We start from the raw sequence: 15,428 nt of genomic DNA, 5'->3' as shown, positions 1-15,428 counted from the left end.
TGAACCTTCAGGTTAGCTCATCATATGATAGCGGCTAGCTTTAGAGATTGCCAGTATGCGATTGCAGTTGTGACAGGTGCGGTGGGCAGGCCGGGGCAACGTGTTTGGGAATGGTGTATTCAAGCCGGTGCCAGAAAGGGGCTCTGGCTTGCATTGAGGGGGCCTAAACCGACGCTGTTCGCGAGTTCGGAAAGCGCTGCTTGGTTGCTTCAAGCACCCCTCGATGATCGGCTAACCCACCTGGAATTTCGGCAGACGAACGCAGAACCTCGCGCCCCCTTTGGAGGATGTGTCCACCGACACAGTGCCGCCATGGGCCTTCACGACATTGCCTACGATGGCAAGCCCAAGCCCCGAGCCGCCGGTTTTCCGATCCCGGGATTCTTCAAGCCGCGTAAAGGGTTCGAACAGGTAAGCGCGCTTTTCAGGCGGGATGCCGGGACCGGCATCATCGACGATGAGCTCGATTGTTTCTCCCGACGCTTTCAGGGTAACGTTGGCCTCAAGGCCGTATTTCAAGGCGTTTTCTAGCAAGTTGGCAACCATCCGCCGCAAGGCGAGCCGGTCGCCCAGCACGGATTCTTTAAGGTGGGGTTCCAAGATTTGCAGATCGATATTTGCCCCGGCCTGAACCCTGTCGGACACTTCGGCACGGACTAGCGCGGAGAACTCTATCAGTTCTTCATCCAACTCGTTGGCGCCCGTGCGCGTCGCTAGAAGGGCGTCGTTCAAAAGCGCGATAATGTCATCGATATCGTGGACAGCGCGGGCCCGTTCGCCATCGTCTTCAATCTTGTCGACACGGAGCCGCAGCCGGGTGGTGAATGTTCTCAAGTCGTGCTGAATACCGCCGATCAGGGCAAGACGCGCCTTGATCAGCGTTCGCAACCGGCCCTGCAAATGCTGGAACGCGGCAATCAGGGCTTTGAGTTCTGGAGACTGGGCTTTGATGTCCGGCACATCTACCAGCGGGCCTTCAGGGTCCACCTTGTTCAACACTGCAGCCAGTTGTTTCAGCGGCCGGATTTCACGGTTCAAGATGATCAATGCGCCGAGCGCGATCAAAACGCCGGTCAGACCGGCGCTAAGTCCAAGGGGAAGGCCCAAAGGATCGGTGAGATAGGGGCTCCAAGATGTCACGATCATCCATCCGCCTGAGTCCAGCTTGACACTGATGACATAGGGATTGAGGCGGTGGGCTAGATACCGTGGAAAAAAAGCTGCCCGTTTCTGAAAAACCCGAACATCCCGATCCCCGAACACGGCCCGATGATCGGAATAAAGATCCGCAGGGGCAAGGTCTTGTTCATTGTTGTCCAGCCCGGCGGGCGCATCGGAAAAGCGCACCGAAAATGAAAGGGCCTCAACTGCAGCCAACACGTCAACCCGCTCTGCGCCTTGCGAGGTTTCAATCAGTCTGATGGTCGCTGCTAGCCGGTGTGCATCGGGCAGGGCGCTCACTTGAATGCGCAAGCCGTACGAGATGTAGCTTAGAATAATGACCGCGAGCCACAGGCCGATCAGGGCCACTATCACCAAAATGCCGAGCCGCCAGCGCAGGCTTAGTTGGGCCATGATGGCCTGTCCTCGACAACGGCTGTGAACAGATACCCGCTGTTGCGCACTGTGGTGATCAGCTCCGCATGCGGACTGACGGCAGCCAGTTTTCGCCGGAGGCGCGAGACAAGCATGTCGACAGATCTGTCAAACGGATCGGCGTTGCGGCCGTGCAACTGGTCGAGGATCTGATCCCGGGAAATCACACGGCGGGCCCGCTGCACGAAGCAGCACAGCAGATCGAACTCGCCGCTCGTCAGCGTCAGCGGACGCCCTTGAGTGTCGCTCAATTGCCTTGCGTCCACATCCAGAACAAACCGGTCGAATGTGTAACGCTTCGATGCCGGTGTAGCCGGCGCGAGCTGGTGTTTTCCCCGGCGCAATATGGCGCGGATCCGAGCCAGCAATTCCCGTGGGCCGAACGGTTTGCCAAGGTAGTCATCTGCCCCGATTTCCAGCCCGACCACCCGGTCGATCTCATCGGTCTTGGCGGTCAGCATCAGGATCGCCGGCCCTGTTTCGACGCGCAAGCGACGGCAGATGGACAGACCATCCTCACCGGGCAGCATGAGATCAAGAACGATCAGGTCGGGTTGGCGCTGAGCCAGCAGGGCGTCCATTTCGCGCGCGTCCATGGCCCCGTCTACCTCCAGCCCTTCCCGGGTCAGGTATTCGGCCACGAGCCGCCGGATATCGGCATCGTCATCAACAATCAGTATGTAGGGGCTCCGTTCGTTCATGCCGGAACTTTTATGGGCGTTTCCATCAGACACAAGCCCCACATGACCAGTATTACATACTGTTACACGGCGTTGACCAATCGATACGAAGTGTTTCGGTTTCGAGATATTCACGTGACGCATCTTTTCTAGTGTCTTTTCGAACACGGCGGCACCAACGCGTCGCTGGTCCCCAAACGGGGGATGAAAAACGAGGAGCAGATCATGAACTTGGTTTTGAAGGCGCTCGCAGCAGCGGCCGTGATGGTGGCCGGAACATCTTCTTTTGCCATGGCAGAGACCCCGCGGCAGAAAGCTCAGGCCAACTATCTGGCATCGGACGCAAACGGAGATGGCGCTCTTTCATTTGCAGAGTTCAAATCCTTCATTGACCTCAATGCGCAAGACGGCATTGGCCAGTCTGGCCTCATCAAGCGCACCAACCGGTATGCGATGGCGTTTGAACGCCTCGACGCGGACAGAAATGGCATCATCAGCCCCGCCGAACTGCAAGCCGCTGCTAATCAACGGTAGCGCGGTTTGAGTTCGGCCCGGGCGGTTTCCTCTCGCCCCCCGATCTTGGAAACCGCCCGGACCTTATGTAACACTTCCTTTTCAAGGATCGAAACACCATGCCGAATGCCCGGACCATATTCGCAGCGATTATCTTGAATGTTGCCGCGCTCACCGCTTGGGCCGGCTTTGCTCAAGCCGCAGTGACATCCGTTGCCACCGCTAATGTTAATCTACGCGCAGGGCCATCCACGGCCTATCCGGTGATTGTGACGGTTCCGGCAGGCGCGGGGGTCGTGACCTATGGCTGTACCGACGGCTATACTTGGTGCGACGTGAGCTACAGCACCCACAGGGGCTGGGTTGCCGCATCCTATCTTCAAACGGTCTACAACGGCAGAACCGTTGTCCTGACGCCGGCAGTTGCTCCAGTCGTTGGGGTGACCGTTGTCACCTATAACCGAGCCTATTGGGACCGTTACTATGCCGCCTATCCCTGGTATGGGCGCTGGACGGCGTATCCGGCCGGCGCTGCCACGGTGCGGTCCGGCACTGTTGTCGGGCCTGCTGGCGCAACGGCAACAGGCAGCGCCGGGTGCGGCCCCTATGGGTGCGGCAGAGCGGGAACCGCAACTGGCGTCAACGGTGGAACGGCCACAGGCGGCGCCGCGTGTGGGCGGTATGGGTGCGGGCGGGCCGGAACCGTCACCGGCCCGGCTGGCAACACGGCCAGCGGTGCGGCTCGGTGCGGACCCCATGGCTGCCGGGGTGTCGCTGTCGGCCCTGATGGGACCGTTATGGGCGGTGCCCGGCTTCGGTAAAAACGCTCGGCCCCGCGCCGGCTCCTGGAAAGTCCTTAGGCCGTCTGGTCAATTGTCCCCGTGGACATAAGATAACCTGGACCAAACAGTTTTTCCGCACCAGAACTGCAGGAGGACAGGCGTTGGTTTCAAGGGGGGAATATGAACTGGGCGGGATGGGCAGCAACTGGCGTTTTGGGTCTGGTGATTGCAACGGGCGCCTATATCCGTCTCATTCCCGTGATGATTGATGACGTTCCGGCACGCCCGGTGTCTCAGCCCCCGGGAGAGTATTCGTTCGCAGGAGGGCACTACGTCGTGCGGTCCCCCGGAACGCTGGATCTTATGGACCTTGAAAAACGAATTGCAGCCACCCCGCGGACGCGGCGTTTGTCCGGCGGTGCGGGCGATCTACCCATGGCCTTCGTCCATCGGACTTGGTTCTGGGGATTTCCAGACGTGACACAGGTCTGGGTGGAAGGTGGGAACGTACACATCCACTCCCACCTTATCTACGGCGGCAGCGATCTGGGTGTGAACAGGCGCCGGATGCAGCGGTGGCTGGCCGAATAAGGCTCTACCGTCGTTCGGTTCCGGGGGCGGCGGAAGTCGGCTTCACCTCCGGATCGGTCCCGTTCGGCGTCTCCTCTTGGGCCGCGTCCGGCGCGCTTCCTTGCTCTTCGGTCTGCTCTTCAGCCTGTTCGGCGGCCCACACACCGGCGGCCTCGACGGCGATGGGCGTGGCGGTGGGCAGAACACTGAGGTAGCTCTCGGTCTCTTCCACCGGCGTCGGCGGGCGCTGGGTCATGCGGTAAAGCGCATAAATCGCGATCAGCGCGAAACTGCCCCCCAAGACCGCCCAGAACGCGATCGGGCCAAGCTGCTGCATGGCCCAACCGGTCACGAGGGGACCCAGGATCGCCCCGATCCCGAAGGTCAGCACCAGACCGCCGGACGCCGCCGGCATATCTTCAAGCGGCAGCCCGTCATTCGTATAGGCGAGAAATAGAGCGTAGAGTGGGGTCGTCACGCCGCCGGCGAAAAAGGCCGAGGCCATCAGGGGCCAGAACCCTCCGCCGATCGCAATGCCAACAACACAGGACAAGGCCCCCAGAACGGACGCGCCAAAGATCAGCCAGCGCCGGTCGATCCGGTCGGACAGCCAGCCGATCGGATACTGAAGCACCAGCGCGCCGGCAAAAAGCATCGCCACGAAAAAGGCGATCTGATCTGCGGTCAATCCGATCGCGGTGCCATAAACCGCGCCCATGCCGGACTGGGTGGCATAGATACTGCCCAGAATGAAGATGCCGACGGTGCCAAGCGGCGAGCCGAGAAACAATTCCCGAAGCGGCATGGGCCGCGTCATCTGGGCGGCCGGCACGTGGCCGACCGACAGGAGGATCGGAGAGAAGGAAATCGAAACGAGGATCGACGCGCCGATGAACAGCACCGCGGTTCCGGCATCGCCCAGGGTCAAAAGCGCCTGCGCCCCGATGATCCCAAGGGTTTGCGCAATCATGTAGGCGGACAGCACCTTGCCGCGCGTCTCGTTGGTCGCCGCGTCGTTCAGCCAGCTTTCAGCGGTCACGTAAATGCCCGACATGCAAAAGCCGACAAGAATCCGCAGGATCGTCCAGGCCCAAGGTTCTGCCATCAGCGGGAATGCGATCAAGGCAGCGGACATGAAGCTGCCAAGCGCCGCGAACACACGGACATGACCCACACGGCGGATAAGAACCGGGGTCAGCCGTGCGCCCGACAAAAACCCCATGAAGTAGCCCGACGTGACGATGGCGAGTTCGGCGGCCGAGAAACCCTCGATGTCGCCCCGCAACCCGATCAACGTGAACTGCATGCCGTTGCCCAGCATGATCAGGACGATGCCGACCAAAAGAGCCCAAATGCTTGATAAGACAGAAATCATGCGCGGCCCCATCGGTATCCCGGCTGGTTTCGTGGGCAGAAGTCATGCCCTACGCACCTAAGGCGGTTTGATTGGAAATCGACCTCTTTTTCAGATTGGCGAGCGGTTGAGATCAACCGCGCCGCCGGCGCCGTCTGCCGCCGGTTCCTTCCGTGCTCAAAGACGCCTCCTTGCGTTCGGGCAGGGCAATCGCCGCGCGCAGGTTCGGGAACGGATCGACCTTGTTGGGCAGCGCCATGGCGTTCACGAAATGCTCCTGGAACTTCGGCTCCAGCGCCGTTTCGATCTTCTCGATTTCACGCACGGTTTGCTCAATCTCGCGCCGGTGACCGGTGTTGAGCAGGGCCATGCGCGCGCCGGTTCCGGCCGCGTTGCCAACGCCCGAGACGCCGTCGATCGGACAATCTGGGATCAGCCCAAGCACCATGGCGTAAGTCGGGTCGATGTAGCTGCCGAAGGCGCCTGCCAGTTTGATCCGGTCCAGCTGTGCCGTTCCCAGCTTGTCCTGCAACAGCTTTACGCCGGCATACAGTGCCGCCTTGGCAAGCTGAATGGCGCGGATGTCGGTCTGCAGGATGGAGATGTCCACGTCGCGGTCAGCAATGTGATAGGAAAATGTCCGGCCTTTGGGCCGAATGCGCGGCGTCCGCTCCGCCATCGCCCCGTCGATCACCCCGTCTTCGGTGATCAGCCTGGCCAGATACATCTCGGCAACCGCTTCAATGATGCCGGATCCGCAAATGCCGGTCACACCGACTCCGTCGATCTTGTTTTCAAACCCTTCTTCATCGGACCATTCATCGACGCCGATCACCTTGTAGCGCGGTTCCAGAGTGTCCTTGTCGATGCGGATGCGCTCGATGGCGCCGGGCGCGGCGCGCTGGCCGGAGGAAATCTCTGCCCCCTCAAAGGCCGGACCGGTGGGAGAGGAGGCGGCCAAAAGCCGGTCCTTGTTGCCCAGAACGATCTCCGCATTGGTGCCGACGTCGACAAGCAGCGTGATGTCTTCGGCCTTGTGCGGGGCTTCCGAGAGCGTGGCGGCGGCGGCATCGGCGCCGACATGCCCGGCAATACAGGGCAGCATATAGACCCGCGCGCCCGGATTAAGCTCGAGGTCGAGATCGCGGGCCTTCAGCACCATGGCGTCGGAGGCGGCAAGCGCAAACGGCGCGCCGCCCAGTTCCACCGGATCAATGCCGAGGAAGAGGTGATGCATCACCGGGTTGCCGACGAAAGTGGCGTCCAAAATGTCCGAGCGCTCCGCGCCGACATCGCCGACCAGCTTGCCGACCAGAGCATTGATCGCATTGCGCACGGCCTTGGTCAGGTCCGGGAGTTTGGACGGGTTCATCTGCACATAGGACACCCGGGACATCAGGTCTTCGCCGAAGCGGATCTGGGGATTGGAGGTGCCTTGGGAGGAGACCGTGCGCCCGTTCTGGAGATTGCACAAATGCGCGGCGATGGTCGTTGACCCGATATCGACCGCAAGCCCGTAGACGGCGGACTTCTCGCCCGGCCAGAGCGCCGTCAGGGTCGCAGGCTCGAGGGCGTCACGGTAGATCGCGGCGGTCACGGTCCATTTGCCCTGGCGCAGGATTGCCTGGACCCGCGGCAGCAGGGCCGGATCGACAGCCAGGTCTGTGAGGCCAGCGGCGTCTTTCAAGGCTTCGCGCAACCGGTCCACGTCGCCGCGCGGCACATGCATGTCCGGTTCGGCAAGCGTGACAGTGTGCAGCGAGACCGCGGATTTCGGCTCGATCGCCTTGGCCTCGGCCCGTTTGCGCACGACCTGACGGTTGGTCTGGGCATCGGTCGGGACATCAATGACGAGATCGCCAAGGATCTTGGCCTGGCAGGACAGGCGCCTGTCGGCGGGCAGGTTGCGCAGCTCCGCATAGCGGTTTTCAGCCTCCGTCGCCCCGGCCAGGTTACCCGCGCTGCTGGTCACGTTTTCCTTGGCGAAAGCCCCTTCGGAGACCGAGATCTGGCAGCGCCCGCAGATCCCGCGTCCGCCGCAAACCGATTCCACGTAAACCCCGAGCGAACGGGCCGCGTCCAGGAGCGGCGTTCCGATCGGAAACGTTCCGCGGCGGCCGCTGGGTTGAAACACGACTTTGGCTTGGCGTTGTGTATCAGTCATGTGCGTGTCTTCTTGATGCACTCATCGGATGTCCTTTTCCCCACCCCTGACCCCTCCCCACGAGGGGGAGGGGGATTTGGGATCGTGCCTGATGGTCATCATCTTCCATATCGCAACTCAATCCGGGACGCGCGTGATGGCCGAGCGAACAGGGGCCTTTGTCTCCCTCCCGAAAAGTAGGAGGGGAACGCAAAGCGGGTTTTGGCTTTGGACTGGTTGGCTGCCAACCGCCTGGGAACTGAAGCGATAGGGCAGAGCCTCCCTCCACCCTTGTCCCTTCCCCACAGAGGCGAGGGGATTCTGGGATCGGATTCGATACTGATGTTGTGCGTGACCTGGCCGATACGGGTAGGGCGTTCGAAGGGACGAGGCCTTCGATGCTCAAGTTCCCCTCCCCCTTGTGGGGAGGGGCTAGGGGTGGGGGGCAACGAAAGCGAGAGGATTGGGATCTTGAGCCGATCATCACGGGTCCACCGTCAGAGCGTTCAAGATGGCCTCGATGCAGCCGTTTTTATTTTCGTGAAGATCTCCGCTGCTGATCCGCAAGGTCCGGTAGCCGTTTTGGAAAAACCAGGCATCGCGTTTTCCGTCGCGATCCATGCGCTCTTCGCGTTGATGAAACTCGCCGTCCACTTCGATGACAAGCTTTTGCGCATGAATGACGAAATCCGCGATATAGAGACCGATTGGAGCTTGGCGGCGCACGTGAAGGCCGTGTGATTTTTTCAGTTGGCGCAAGTCGTTCCAGAGGGATCTTTCACCTTCGGTCATTTCCTTGCGCAATGCGCGGGCCCGTCTGACAGCCGGTTTCGTCATGGTTTTCAGCCCCCCACCCCTAGCCCCTTCCCACGAGGGGGAGGGGGATTTGAGATCCTGCATTTTGGACGTGTTCCGGCGTGGCGCAACCATTGTTTCAGAACTCGGTGAGCCCTCTTTCCCGATAACCAGCATCAGACTTGTCGACAGGATCACGACCTTATCGCCCGGTTTACGTCTTTAGGTTCGGATTCCCGATTCCGAAGCGTTTTCGGTGCTTCTGGCCTCTCCCCCTCGTGGGGAGGGGTTAGGGGTGGGGGGTCCTTTCAACTTCAAAATAGATCGGGGATGCTGCGCACCCAAAACGTACCGAAACGCACCGGACCACACCCTCAGCCCGCCGCGCGCCGTCCAGCCCGGCCGCCGCGGCGGCGGCCACTCCCAGATGCATCGGCGGGGGCGGACGCTGTGGCTCCGGCCGCTGCCGGTTGATGGTCGCGGTAGGTCATGATCCAGGTGTGGCAGTTCGGGTCGGTGCCGTTGAGCACGTTGGCGGCGCGCACCGCCTCCATTTCCTGCGGACGGCACGGGTTCATGATCGCAGACGTCATACCGGTGGCGATCACCATCGGAATGAAGGCGGCGTTGATGCCGTGACGATGCGGCAGGCCGAAGGAGACGTTCGAGAGGCCGCAGGTCGTGTTGACCTTGAGTTCCTCGCGCAGGCGGCGCAGCAGCTGGAACACCTGCTGACCGGCGGTGCCCATCGCGCCGATCGGCATGACCAACGGATCGACCACGATGTCATGAGCGGGAATGCCGTAATCTGCGGCACGCTCGACGATCTTTTTGGCGACGGCGAAGCGCACGTCCGGATCCTCGGAAATGCCGCTTTCATCGTTGGAGATGGCAACCACCGGCACATCGTATTTCTTGATGAGCGGCAGGATGGCCTCCAGTTTTTCTTCCTCGCCGGTGACAGAGTTGACCAGCGGGCGGCCCTTGGCGACCTTGAGACCGGCTTCGATCGCGGCGGTAACCGAGGAATCGATGGACAAGGGGACGTCGACCAGTTCCTGAACGATTTCAAGCGTCTTGACCAGCAGTGGTGGCTCGGTCTCGTTCGGGTTGACGGCTGTCACCCCCGCATTGACGTCGAGCATCGTGGCACCTGCGGCGACCTGGGCAAGCGCGTCGGCCTTCACCGTGTCGAAATTGCCCTCGATCATTTCCGCGGCGAGCTTCTTGCGCCCGGTCGGGTTGATACGCTCGCCAATGACGCAGAAGGGCTGGTCAAAGCCGATGATGATTTCCTTGGTGGCCGAAGCGACGACGGTGCGTGTCATGAAAACGGGTCTTTCAAGCGGTCAGGGTCGATGATGCGGGAGTGCGAAAGGACCAGCTTCCGCGTGCCGCCAGCCACTCGCCGGTCTTTTGGATGCCGCCAAACGGGTAGACATGCAGTTGCGCAAGCTGCGAATGCGGGCGCGTTTGCAGCCGGGTTTCCAGTGGGGCGGCCATGGTTTCGGGATCATAGCCCGCGAGCATCGAGACGACGGAACCGCCGCGCTTTTTAAGGAAATTCAGCGAATTCTCGACACCCGCGAAGGCGGCGTACTTGATCAAGGTCGTCATCTTGGCCGGTCCCGCCACGCCTATGTGAACAGGGAACTTGTTGCCCCAGGCGGCGATCTCGTCGAGCCACAGATTGACCCGGGCCGGATCAAAGCCGAACTGGGTGACAAGGAGGAAATGGGCGTCGCTTTCAAGGGCTAGCTCATGCTTGCGCAGCAAAAACGACTTGATGACCTCGGGCTTGATATCCGGTGCCCCTTCCGGGTGCCCGGCAATGGCAATGGTTTTGATGCCGAGCTTGTCGAACAGTCCGGTTTCCAGCAGGGCCACGGAAGAGGTGAGGGGGCCGGAGGTGTCGGCTTCGCCCGCGATCGCCAGCACATCCGTTACACCGGCTTCCTGGGTCAGACGGCTGATCCGGCGGGTGAACGCGTCCAGGGACGCATAGCGGCGCGCAGCCATGTGCGGCACCGGCGTCAATCCGTTGTCCCGCAAGATGCGGGCCGCCGACACAATCATGTCCTCCGGAGCGTTGCCCAGATCGGTGACATAGACCCGCGTTCCGGCCGGAATGAAGTCCAGAAGCTCGCTCTTTTCGGTCACCTGTTTGGGGGACATCTCGGTCGAGGCGGCAAGGCGGCCCTGCGGCGTCAGGCGGGGGTCAGTCATCTTCCTTGCCTCCCTGGTCAAGCAGCGTCTTCAGGCGGTCCTTGGGATAGGCCGCAGTCAGTTCGGCAAGGGCGGCGTCCGCCTCCTGCTCCAGATCATCGGACACGTCGATGGGGCCGGCCCGGCGCCATTCCGCCATATAGGCGTCGCTGTCCTTGGCGCCGATCCGCATGGCGCAGGCGTCGATCGCTTCCATGAAGGCGGGCGGCATTTCCCGGCGGGCGGACTTGCGTCCATTCTTGACCAGGATCTGGGCCGGGATATCCCGCCAGAAAACGATTATCTTCTGTGCCATGTGCAACGTCCTCTTGACCCCATGATTGCGGGTTTTGGTCCCTCGCAAGACGCTTGAAAACGGCACTGGAAAATCAAAAAACGACTTTGGTTTTTTGCGTATGCCGCAACGTTCTTTCGGGCGTCATGCCGCCGAAGTGTTTTTCAGAAAGCCGGTCAGCATGCCGTAGCCGGTTTTCTGAATTTCGAAGGGCAGGCCGAGCCGGTCCGCGGCGGCTCTTGCCGCCGCTTCCAGCGCCGGGTCCTCCGTCTGCGCCAGATAGAGCACGCGGGTGTAGTGGGCGAAATACATGTCCCGCAATTGCGGATGCCAGTCGAGACCGAGCGGTTCGATCACCATGGTCTGGAAGTGCCGGGCCAGAAAATCGGTCAGGTAGAACGTCCCGAGTTGACCGTCTTCAAGCCGGTCGAACGCCTCAAGGCCAGTGAAGAAGGCATAGCAATGCGCCCCTTCGATGCGCCTTGTGCCGGTGTCTTCCAGAACCTTGTCCAAAAGACCGCCGGTGCCGCAATCGGCATACGCAATCAGGATCTCGTCATAAAATGGCTGTTGCGCGAGGATTTCGCGTTTGACCTCACCGGGGATCTTGTCCGGCGTATTGTGCAACTGGGCGGGCAGGCAGGTCAGGTCGATGTGGTCCAGCCCGTTGGCCGCCTTGATCGCAAGAATTTCGCGGGCGAGCGCGCCACACGCAATCACGAGAACCCGGCCAGTTTTCCTGGCCGGGTCCGGAGTGTCTGCAAATTCGAAAAGGGGAACGCCGGCCGTCATGGCGTCATCCCGTCAAACCGGTGGTCAGGCCCTGCCGGCAAGCTGGTTGTGCCGTCTTGCGATCAGGTCCTTTGCCATTTCGACTGCCACAGCCGCGTCCCGGCAATACCCGTCGGCGCCGACGGCTTCTCCGAATTCCTCGTTGAGCGGTGCGCCGCCCACCAGCACGATATAGTCGTCCCGGATTCCCTTGGCCTTCATCTCGTCGATCACGACCTTCATATAGGGCATGGTGGTCGTCAAAAGGGCCGACATGCCGAGAATGTCTGGCTGGTGTTCCTCAAGAGCGGCCAGATAGTTCTCGACCGGATTGTTGATGCCGATGTCGATGACCTCGAACCCGGCTCCTTCCATCATCATCGAGACGAGGTTCTTGCCGATGTCGTGGATGTCGCCCTTCACGGTGCCGATCACCATCTTGCCGACCTTCGGCGCGCCGGTTTCCGCCAGAAGCGGGCGCAGGATGCTCATGCCCGCCTTCATCGCGTTGGCGGACAGCAGGACTTCCGGCACGAACAGAATGCCATCGCGGAAATCAACCCCAACAATGCGCATGCCCTCGACCAGCGCCTTGGTCAAAATGTCATAGGGCGCCCAGCCGCGGTCCAGCAGGATGTTGACCGCGTCCCGGATCTCCTCCTGCAAACCGTCATAAAGGTCGTCATGCATCTGCTCGACAAGCTCGTCGTCGGAAAGGGCCGACAGGTCGATGTCTTCATCGTTGGACATGGGAGGTCTCCAGAACAGCGCCGGGGCACCGAAAAGCGCAATCAATCCGACGCTCAGGTTATGGATAAGAGCTCGGTTGCAGGTATTCCTAAAACGACATGCCAAGTCGTACCTGCGACAGCCTGCTGCGCTGGCTTGCCTTCCGTCGCTCCGGGTTTGGAAAAGGTGAAGGACGCCTTAAAGTATCAGTGGCTTTCGAGTGAGTTGGGGCGGGGGCGCGCGCGCTGCTGGGGAAGCCGCGCGGCATGTCTTAATCGGGCAAGGGCATGTCGTTTTCGCGTGCTGGAAACCCATAGGCGGGTGATATCCACCCTCGACGCAAGGTGCAGCGAAAGCTGAGAATTGGGAAGCCGGTGAGAGACCGGCACTGCCCCCGCAACGGTAACGGGAAAAGGCGCGGCAAGGGCCACTGGGGAGGATCCGGGAAGGCGCTGCGACCGGCTGGAACAAAGCCGTCCGGAGTCCGGAAACCAGCCTTGCTTATACGAATGATGCCGGAACGCGGCGGGCGGTCTGGGCGCAGGGTTTTTGCAAGGGTCGGTATCGGCCCTTCAGCCTGTTGCTCGCGTCCTCTTCCCGGTGAATTGAGGGATTGGTCTGCCGCCATTGTGCGGCCGTTGGAGAACCGACATGCAGGCAGAGCACAAGGCGCTCGCGATGCTTCAGGAACGCAAGCCGGGCTACGCGCTCGAGCAGGGGTTTTATGTTGATCCGGACATTTTCGCCCTCGATCTGGAGACGATCTTCTACCGGGAGTGGCTGTTTGCGATCCCGGCCTGCGAGGTTCCCAAAGCGGGCAACTATGTCACGCACAAGATCGGCGCCTACCGTATCGTGATCGTGCGCGGCCAGGATGGTGAAATCCGGGCTTTTCACAACACGTGCCGGCATCGCGGGTCGATCCTTTGCAAGGCCCAGAAGGGCACGGCGCCCAAGCTTGTGTGCCCGTACCACCAGTGGACCTACGAGTTGGATGGATCCTTGCTCTGGGCACGGGATATGGGCTCCGATTTCGATCCGGGCGCGCATGGCCTGAAGACTGTTCACTGCCGCGAAGTGGCCGGGCTGGTCTATATCTGTCTTGCGGAGACGCCACCGGCCTTTGACGCGTTCGCCGAGCTGGCCGAAACCTATCTGGCGCCGCACGATCTCGCCAATGCCAAGGTCGCGTTCGAGAGTTCGATCATCGAGAACGGCAACTGGAAGCTTGTCTGGGAAAACAACCGCGAATGCTATCATTGCGGCGGGAACCATCCCGCGTTGTGCCGTTCGTTCCCGGACGACCCGAACGTGACCGGGATTTCCGGCGGGGACATGCCCGAAAACCTGGCGGCGCATTTCGCCCGGCTGGAAGCCGTCAATCTCCCCTCGGCTTTCACGCTTGCCGAAGACGGCCAGTATCGCCTCGCCCGCATGCCGCTGAAAAGCGGCGCCGTGAGCTACACCATGACGGGCAAGGCCGCCGTGACGAAGCCGCTTGGCCGGGTTCCGTTCGCCGATGCGGGCGCCTTGTTGAAGTTCCACTATCCGACCACGTGGAATCATTTCCTGCCCGATCACTCGCTGGTTTTCAGGGTCACGCCGATCAGTCCGATGGAGACGGAAGTGACAACCAAGTGGCTGGTGCACAAGGACGCGGTCGAGGGCCGCGACTATGACCTGAAGACCTTGACGGAGGTTTGGACCGCGACGAATGACGAGGATCGCCGGGTGGTGGAGGACAACCAGCACGGCATTCTGTCGCCCGCCTACGAGCCCGGACCCTACTCGCGGCTTCAAGAAAGCGGCGTCATCCAGTTTGTCGACTGGTATTGCGAGGCGCTGCGGCGCCGGGTGCAGCCGCTCATGCTGGCCGCGGAGTAAGCCATGACCGAGATCACGTCGCCTGCCGCCGCCGCCGGATCCCTGATCTGGCATGACAGCGAGCTTCTTGAGTGCACCTCCGTGATCCCGGAGGGGCCGAACGTGGCGACGTTTTGCTTCCGGGCGCCGTCCGGGGCGATGTTCGACTATCTGCCGGGGCAGTTTCTGACCCTGGAGTTGCCGGTGCCCGGCGGGCCGCTCTACCGCACCTATACCATCTCGTCCTCCCCCTCGCGTCCTCTTGCGATCTCCGTAACCGTGAAGGCGCAAGCGGACAGCTTGGGAACGCGGTGGATGCTCGACAATCTCGAACCCGGCATGCGGATAAAGGCGATGGGACCGGCTGGCGTGTTCAGCCACAAGCTCGCGCCTTGCGACAAGTATCTCTTGATCTCGGCAGGGTCCGGAATCACGCCGATGATGTCGATGGTCACCTACATGTTCGATCAGGGCAGCGAACCGGATGTGGTTCTGATAAATTGCGCCAAGCGGCCCTCGGAGATCATTTTCCGGGACCGCCTGGAGCACATGGCCAGCCGCGTCCCCGGGATCGACCTGAAATTTGTGGTCGGGACGAATGACCGGTTCAAGGTTTGGACCGGCTATCAGGGCCGGTTGAACCAGGTGATGCTGGGCCTGATGGCACCGGATTACCTGGAGCGGGAAGTCTTCTGCTGCGGGCCGGAAGAGTTCATGCAGGCGGTCCGCGATGCGCTCACCGCCCTCGGTTTCGATATGACCCGGTATCATCAGGAGAGCTTCCACGCCCCGGCCGCAACGGCGGCGGAGGTTCCCGTGCTCGACGATGTTGTGCCGGATGAAACGGAAACCGCCGAGATCTATTTCCTGCACTCCGACGTTCGGACCCGGTGCACGGAAACCGATACGGTGCTCAATGCGGCCCGGTCTGCCGGTCTGAATATTCCCTCGGGCTGCACCTTCGGTGTGTGTGGCACGTGCAAGATAAAGAAAACGGCCGGTGAAGTGCACATGGTCCACAGCGGCGGCATTTCGGAAGACGACATTGAAGCAGGCTACATCCTTGCCTGTTGTTCCCACCCGATGGGCAAGGTCGAGGTCGAAGTCTAGGTGAGCGGGCGTTTCAAACAAA

The 15,428-nt window shown here is 61.3% G+C and carries 15 protein-coding genes and 1 riboswitch; of the genes, 5 read left to right on the top strand and 10 right to left on the bottom strand.

Features of this window, described 5'->3' with window-relative positions; all coding sequences use genetic code 11:
• Positions 1 to 231: 231 nt before the first annotated feature.
• Both F0184_RS06545 and F0184_RS06540 read right to left on the bottom strand, forming a co-directional pair.
• A complete protein-coding gene (locus F0184_RS06545; RefSeq protein ID WP_150495361.1) occupies positions 232 to 1,575 on the bottom strand; it encodes a sensor histidine kinase in 1,344 nt (447 codons plus the stop codon).
• Positions 1,563 to 2,297 (bottom strand): response regulator, encoded by a 735-nt coding sequence (locus F0184_RS06540; protein WP_150495360.1) that lies wholly within the window; start codon positions 2,295 to 2,297, stop codon positions 1,563 to 1,565. The genes F0184_RS06545 and F0184_RS06540 overlap by 13 nt, the downstream gene beginning before the upstream one ends.
• A 204-nt stretch (positions 2,298 to 2,501) precedes the next feature.
• Between F0184_RS06540 and F0184_RS06535 the strand changes: the two genes are divergently transcribed.
• The 3 genes from F0184_RS06535 to F0184_RS06525 all read left to right on the top strand — a co-directional run bounded on the left by F0184_RS06535 (position 2,502) and on the right by F0184_RS06525 (position 4,162).
• On the top strand, positions 2,502 to 2,810 hold the full coding sequence (locus tag F0184_RS06535) for an EF-hand domain-containing protein (RefSeq protein ID WP_172972011.1): 309 nt from the start codon (positions 2,502 to 2,504) through the stop codon (positions 2,808 to 2,810).
• Positions 2,811 to 2,908: 98 nt separating this feature from the next.
• Positions 2,909 to 3,610, top strand: coding sequence for an SH3 domain-containing protein (locus tag F0184_RS20680; RefSeq protein ID WP_206668310.1), 702 nt, complete (start codon positions 2,909 to 2,911; stop codon positions 3,608 to 3,610).
• Positions 3,611 to 3,751: 141 nt separating this feature from the next.
• Positions 3,752 to 4,162 carry a DUF1499 domain-containing protein gene (locus F0184_RS06525; protein ID WP_150495359.1) on the top strand — a complete coding sequence of 137 codons (411 nt, stop codon included), beginning with the start codon at positions 3,752 to 3,754 and terminating at the stop codon, positions 4,160 to 4,162.
• 4 nt (positions 4,163 to 4,166) lie between these two features.
• Here F0184_RS06525 and F0184_RS06520 read toward each other — a convergent pair whose 3' ends face one another.
• From F0184_RS06520 to F0184_RS06485, 8 genes are all read right to left on the bottom strand, one after another.
• Complete coding sequence (locus F0184_RS06520; protein WP_150495358.1) at positions 4,167 to 5,516, bottom strand: MFS transporter; 1,350 nt, start codon at positions 5,514 to 5,516, stop codon at positions 4,167 to 4,169.
• Between the two features lie 112 nt (positions 5,517 to 5,628).
• Positions 5,629 to 7,659 carry an ASKHA domain-containing protein gene (locus tag F0184_RS06515; RefSeq protein WP_150495357.1) on the bottom strand — a complete coding sequence of 677 codons (2,031 nt, stop codon included), beginning with the start codon at positions 7,657 to 7,659 and terminating at the stop codon, positions 5,629 to 5,631.
• 462 nt (positions 7,660 to 8,121) lie between these two features.
• Positions 8,122 to 8,475, bottom strand: coding sequence for an endonuclease domain-containing protein (locus F0184_RS06510; protein WP_150495356.1), 354 nt, complete (start codon positions 8,473 to 8,475; stop codon positions 8,122 to 8,124).
• Positions 8,476 to 8,807: 332 nt separating this feature from the next.
• Positions 8,808 to 9,761, bottom strand: a complete 954-nt coding sequence (locus tag F0184_RS06505) for a methyltetrahydrofolate cobalamin methyltransferase (protein WP_150495355.1) — start codon at positions 9,759 to 9,761, stop codon at positions 8,808 to 8,810.
• Positions 9,762 to 9,774: 13 nt separating this feature from the next.
• Positions 9,775 to 10,659: a methylenetetrahydrofolate reductase gene (locus F0184_RS06500; RefSeq protein WP_150495354.1), complete on the bottom strand. Its 885-nt coding sequence runs from the start codon at positions 10,657 to 10,659 to the stop codon at positions 9,775 to 9,777.
• Positions 10,652 to 10,954 carry a virulence factor gene (locus F0184_RS06495; protein WP_150495353.1) on the bottom strand — a complete coding sequence of 101 codons (303 nt, stop codon included), beginning with the start codon at positions 10,952 to 10,954 and terminating at the stop codon, positions 10,652 to 10,654. The genes F0184_RS06500 and F0184_RS06495 overlap by 8 nt, the downstream gene beginning before the upstream one ends.
• A 123-nt stretch (positions 10,955 to 11,077) precedes the next feature.
• Complete coding sequence (locus F0184_RS06490) at positions 11,078 to 11,725, bottom strand: DUF1638 domain-containing protein (RefSeq protein WP_150495352.1); 648 nt, start codon at positions 11,723 to 11,725, stop codon at positions 11,078 to 11,080.
• Positions 11,726 to 11,749: 24 nt separating this feature from the next.
• Positions 11,750 to 12,454, bottom strand: coding sequence for a corrinoid protein (locus F0184_RS06485; protein WP_150495351.1), 705 nt, complete (start codon positions 12,452 to 12,454; stop codon positions 11,750 to 11,752).
• A gap of 304 nt (positions 12,455 to 12,758) precedes the next feature.
• A riboswitch (cobalamin riboswitch) is annotated at positions 12,759 to 12,947 on the top strand.
• Positions 12,948 to 13,084: 137 nt separating this feature from the next.
• Between F0184_RS06485 and F0184_RS06480 the strand changes: the two genes are divergently transcribed.
• Together F0184_RS06480 and F0184_RS06475 are read left to right on the top strand one after the other, a co-directional pair.
• Positions 13,085 to 14,317, top strand: a complete 1,233-nt coding sequence (locus F0184_RS06480) for an aromatic ring-hydroxylating oxygenase subunit alpha (protein ID WP_150495350.1) — start codon at positions 13,085 to 13,087, stop codon at positions 14,315 to 14,317.
• 3 nt (positions 14,318 to 14,320) lie between these two features.
• A complete protein-coding gene (locus F0184_RS06475) occupies positions 14,321 to 15,406 on the top strand; it encodes an FAD-binding oxidoreductase (RefSeq protein ID WP_150495349.1) in 1,086 nt (361 codons plus the stop codon).
• Positions 15,407 to 15,428 lie beyond the last annotated feature (22 nt).

Source organism: Roseibium aquae, assembly GCF_008711285.1.
In the GTDB taxonomy this organism is placed as follows: Bacteria; Pseudomonadota; Alphaproteobacteria; order Rhizobiales; family Stappiaceae; genus Roseibium; species Roseibium aquae.
This window is presented reverse-complemented; position numbering and strand designations above follow the sequence as displayed.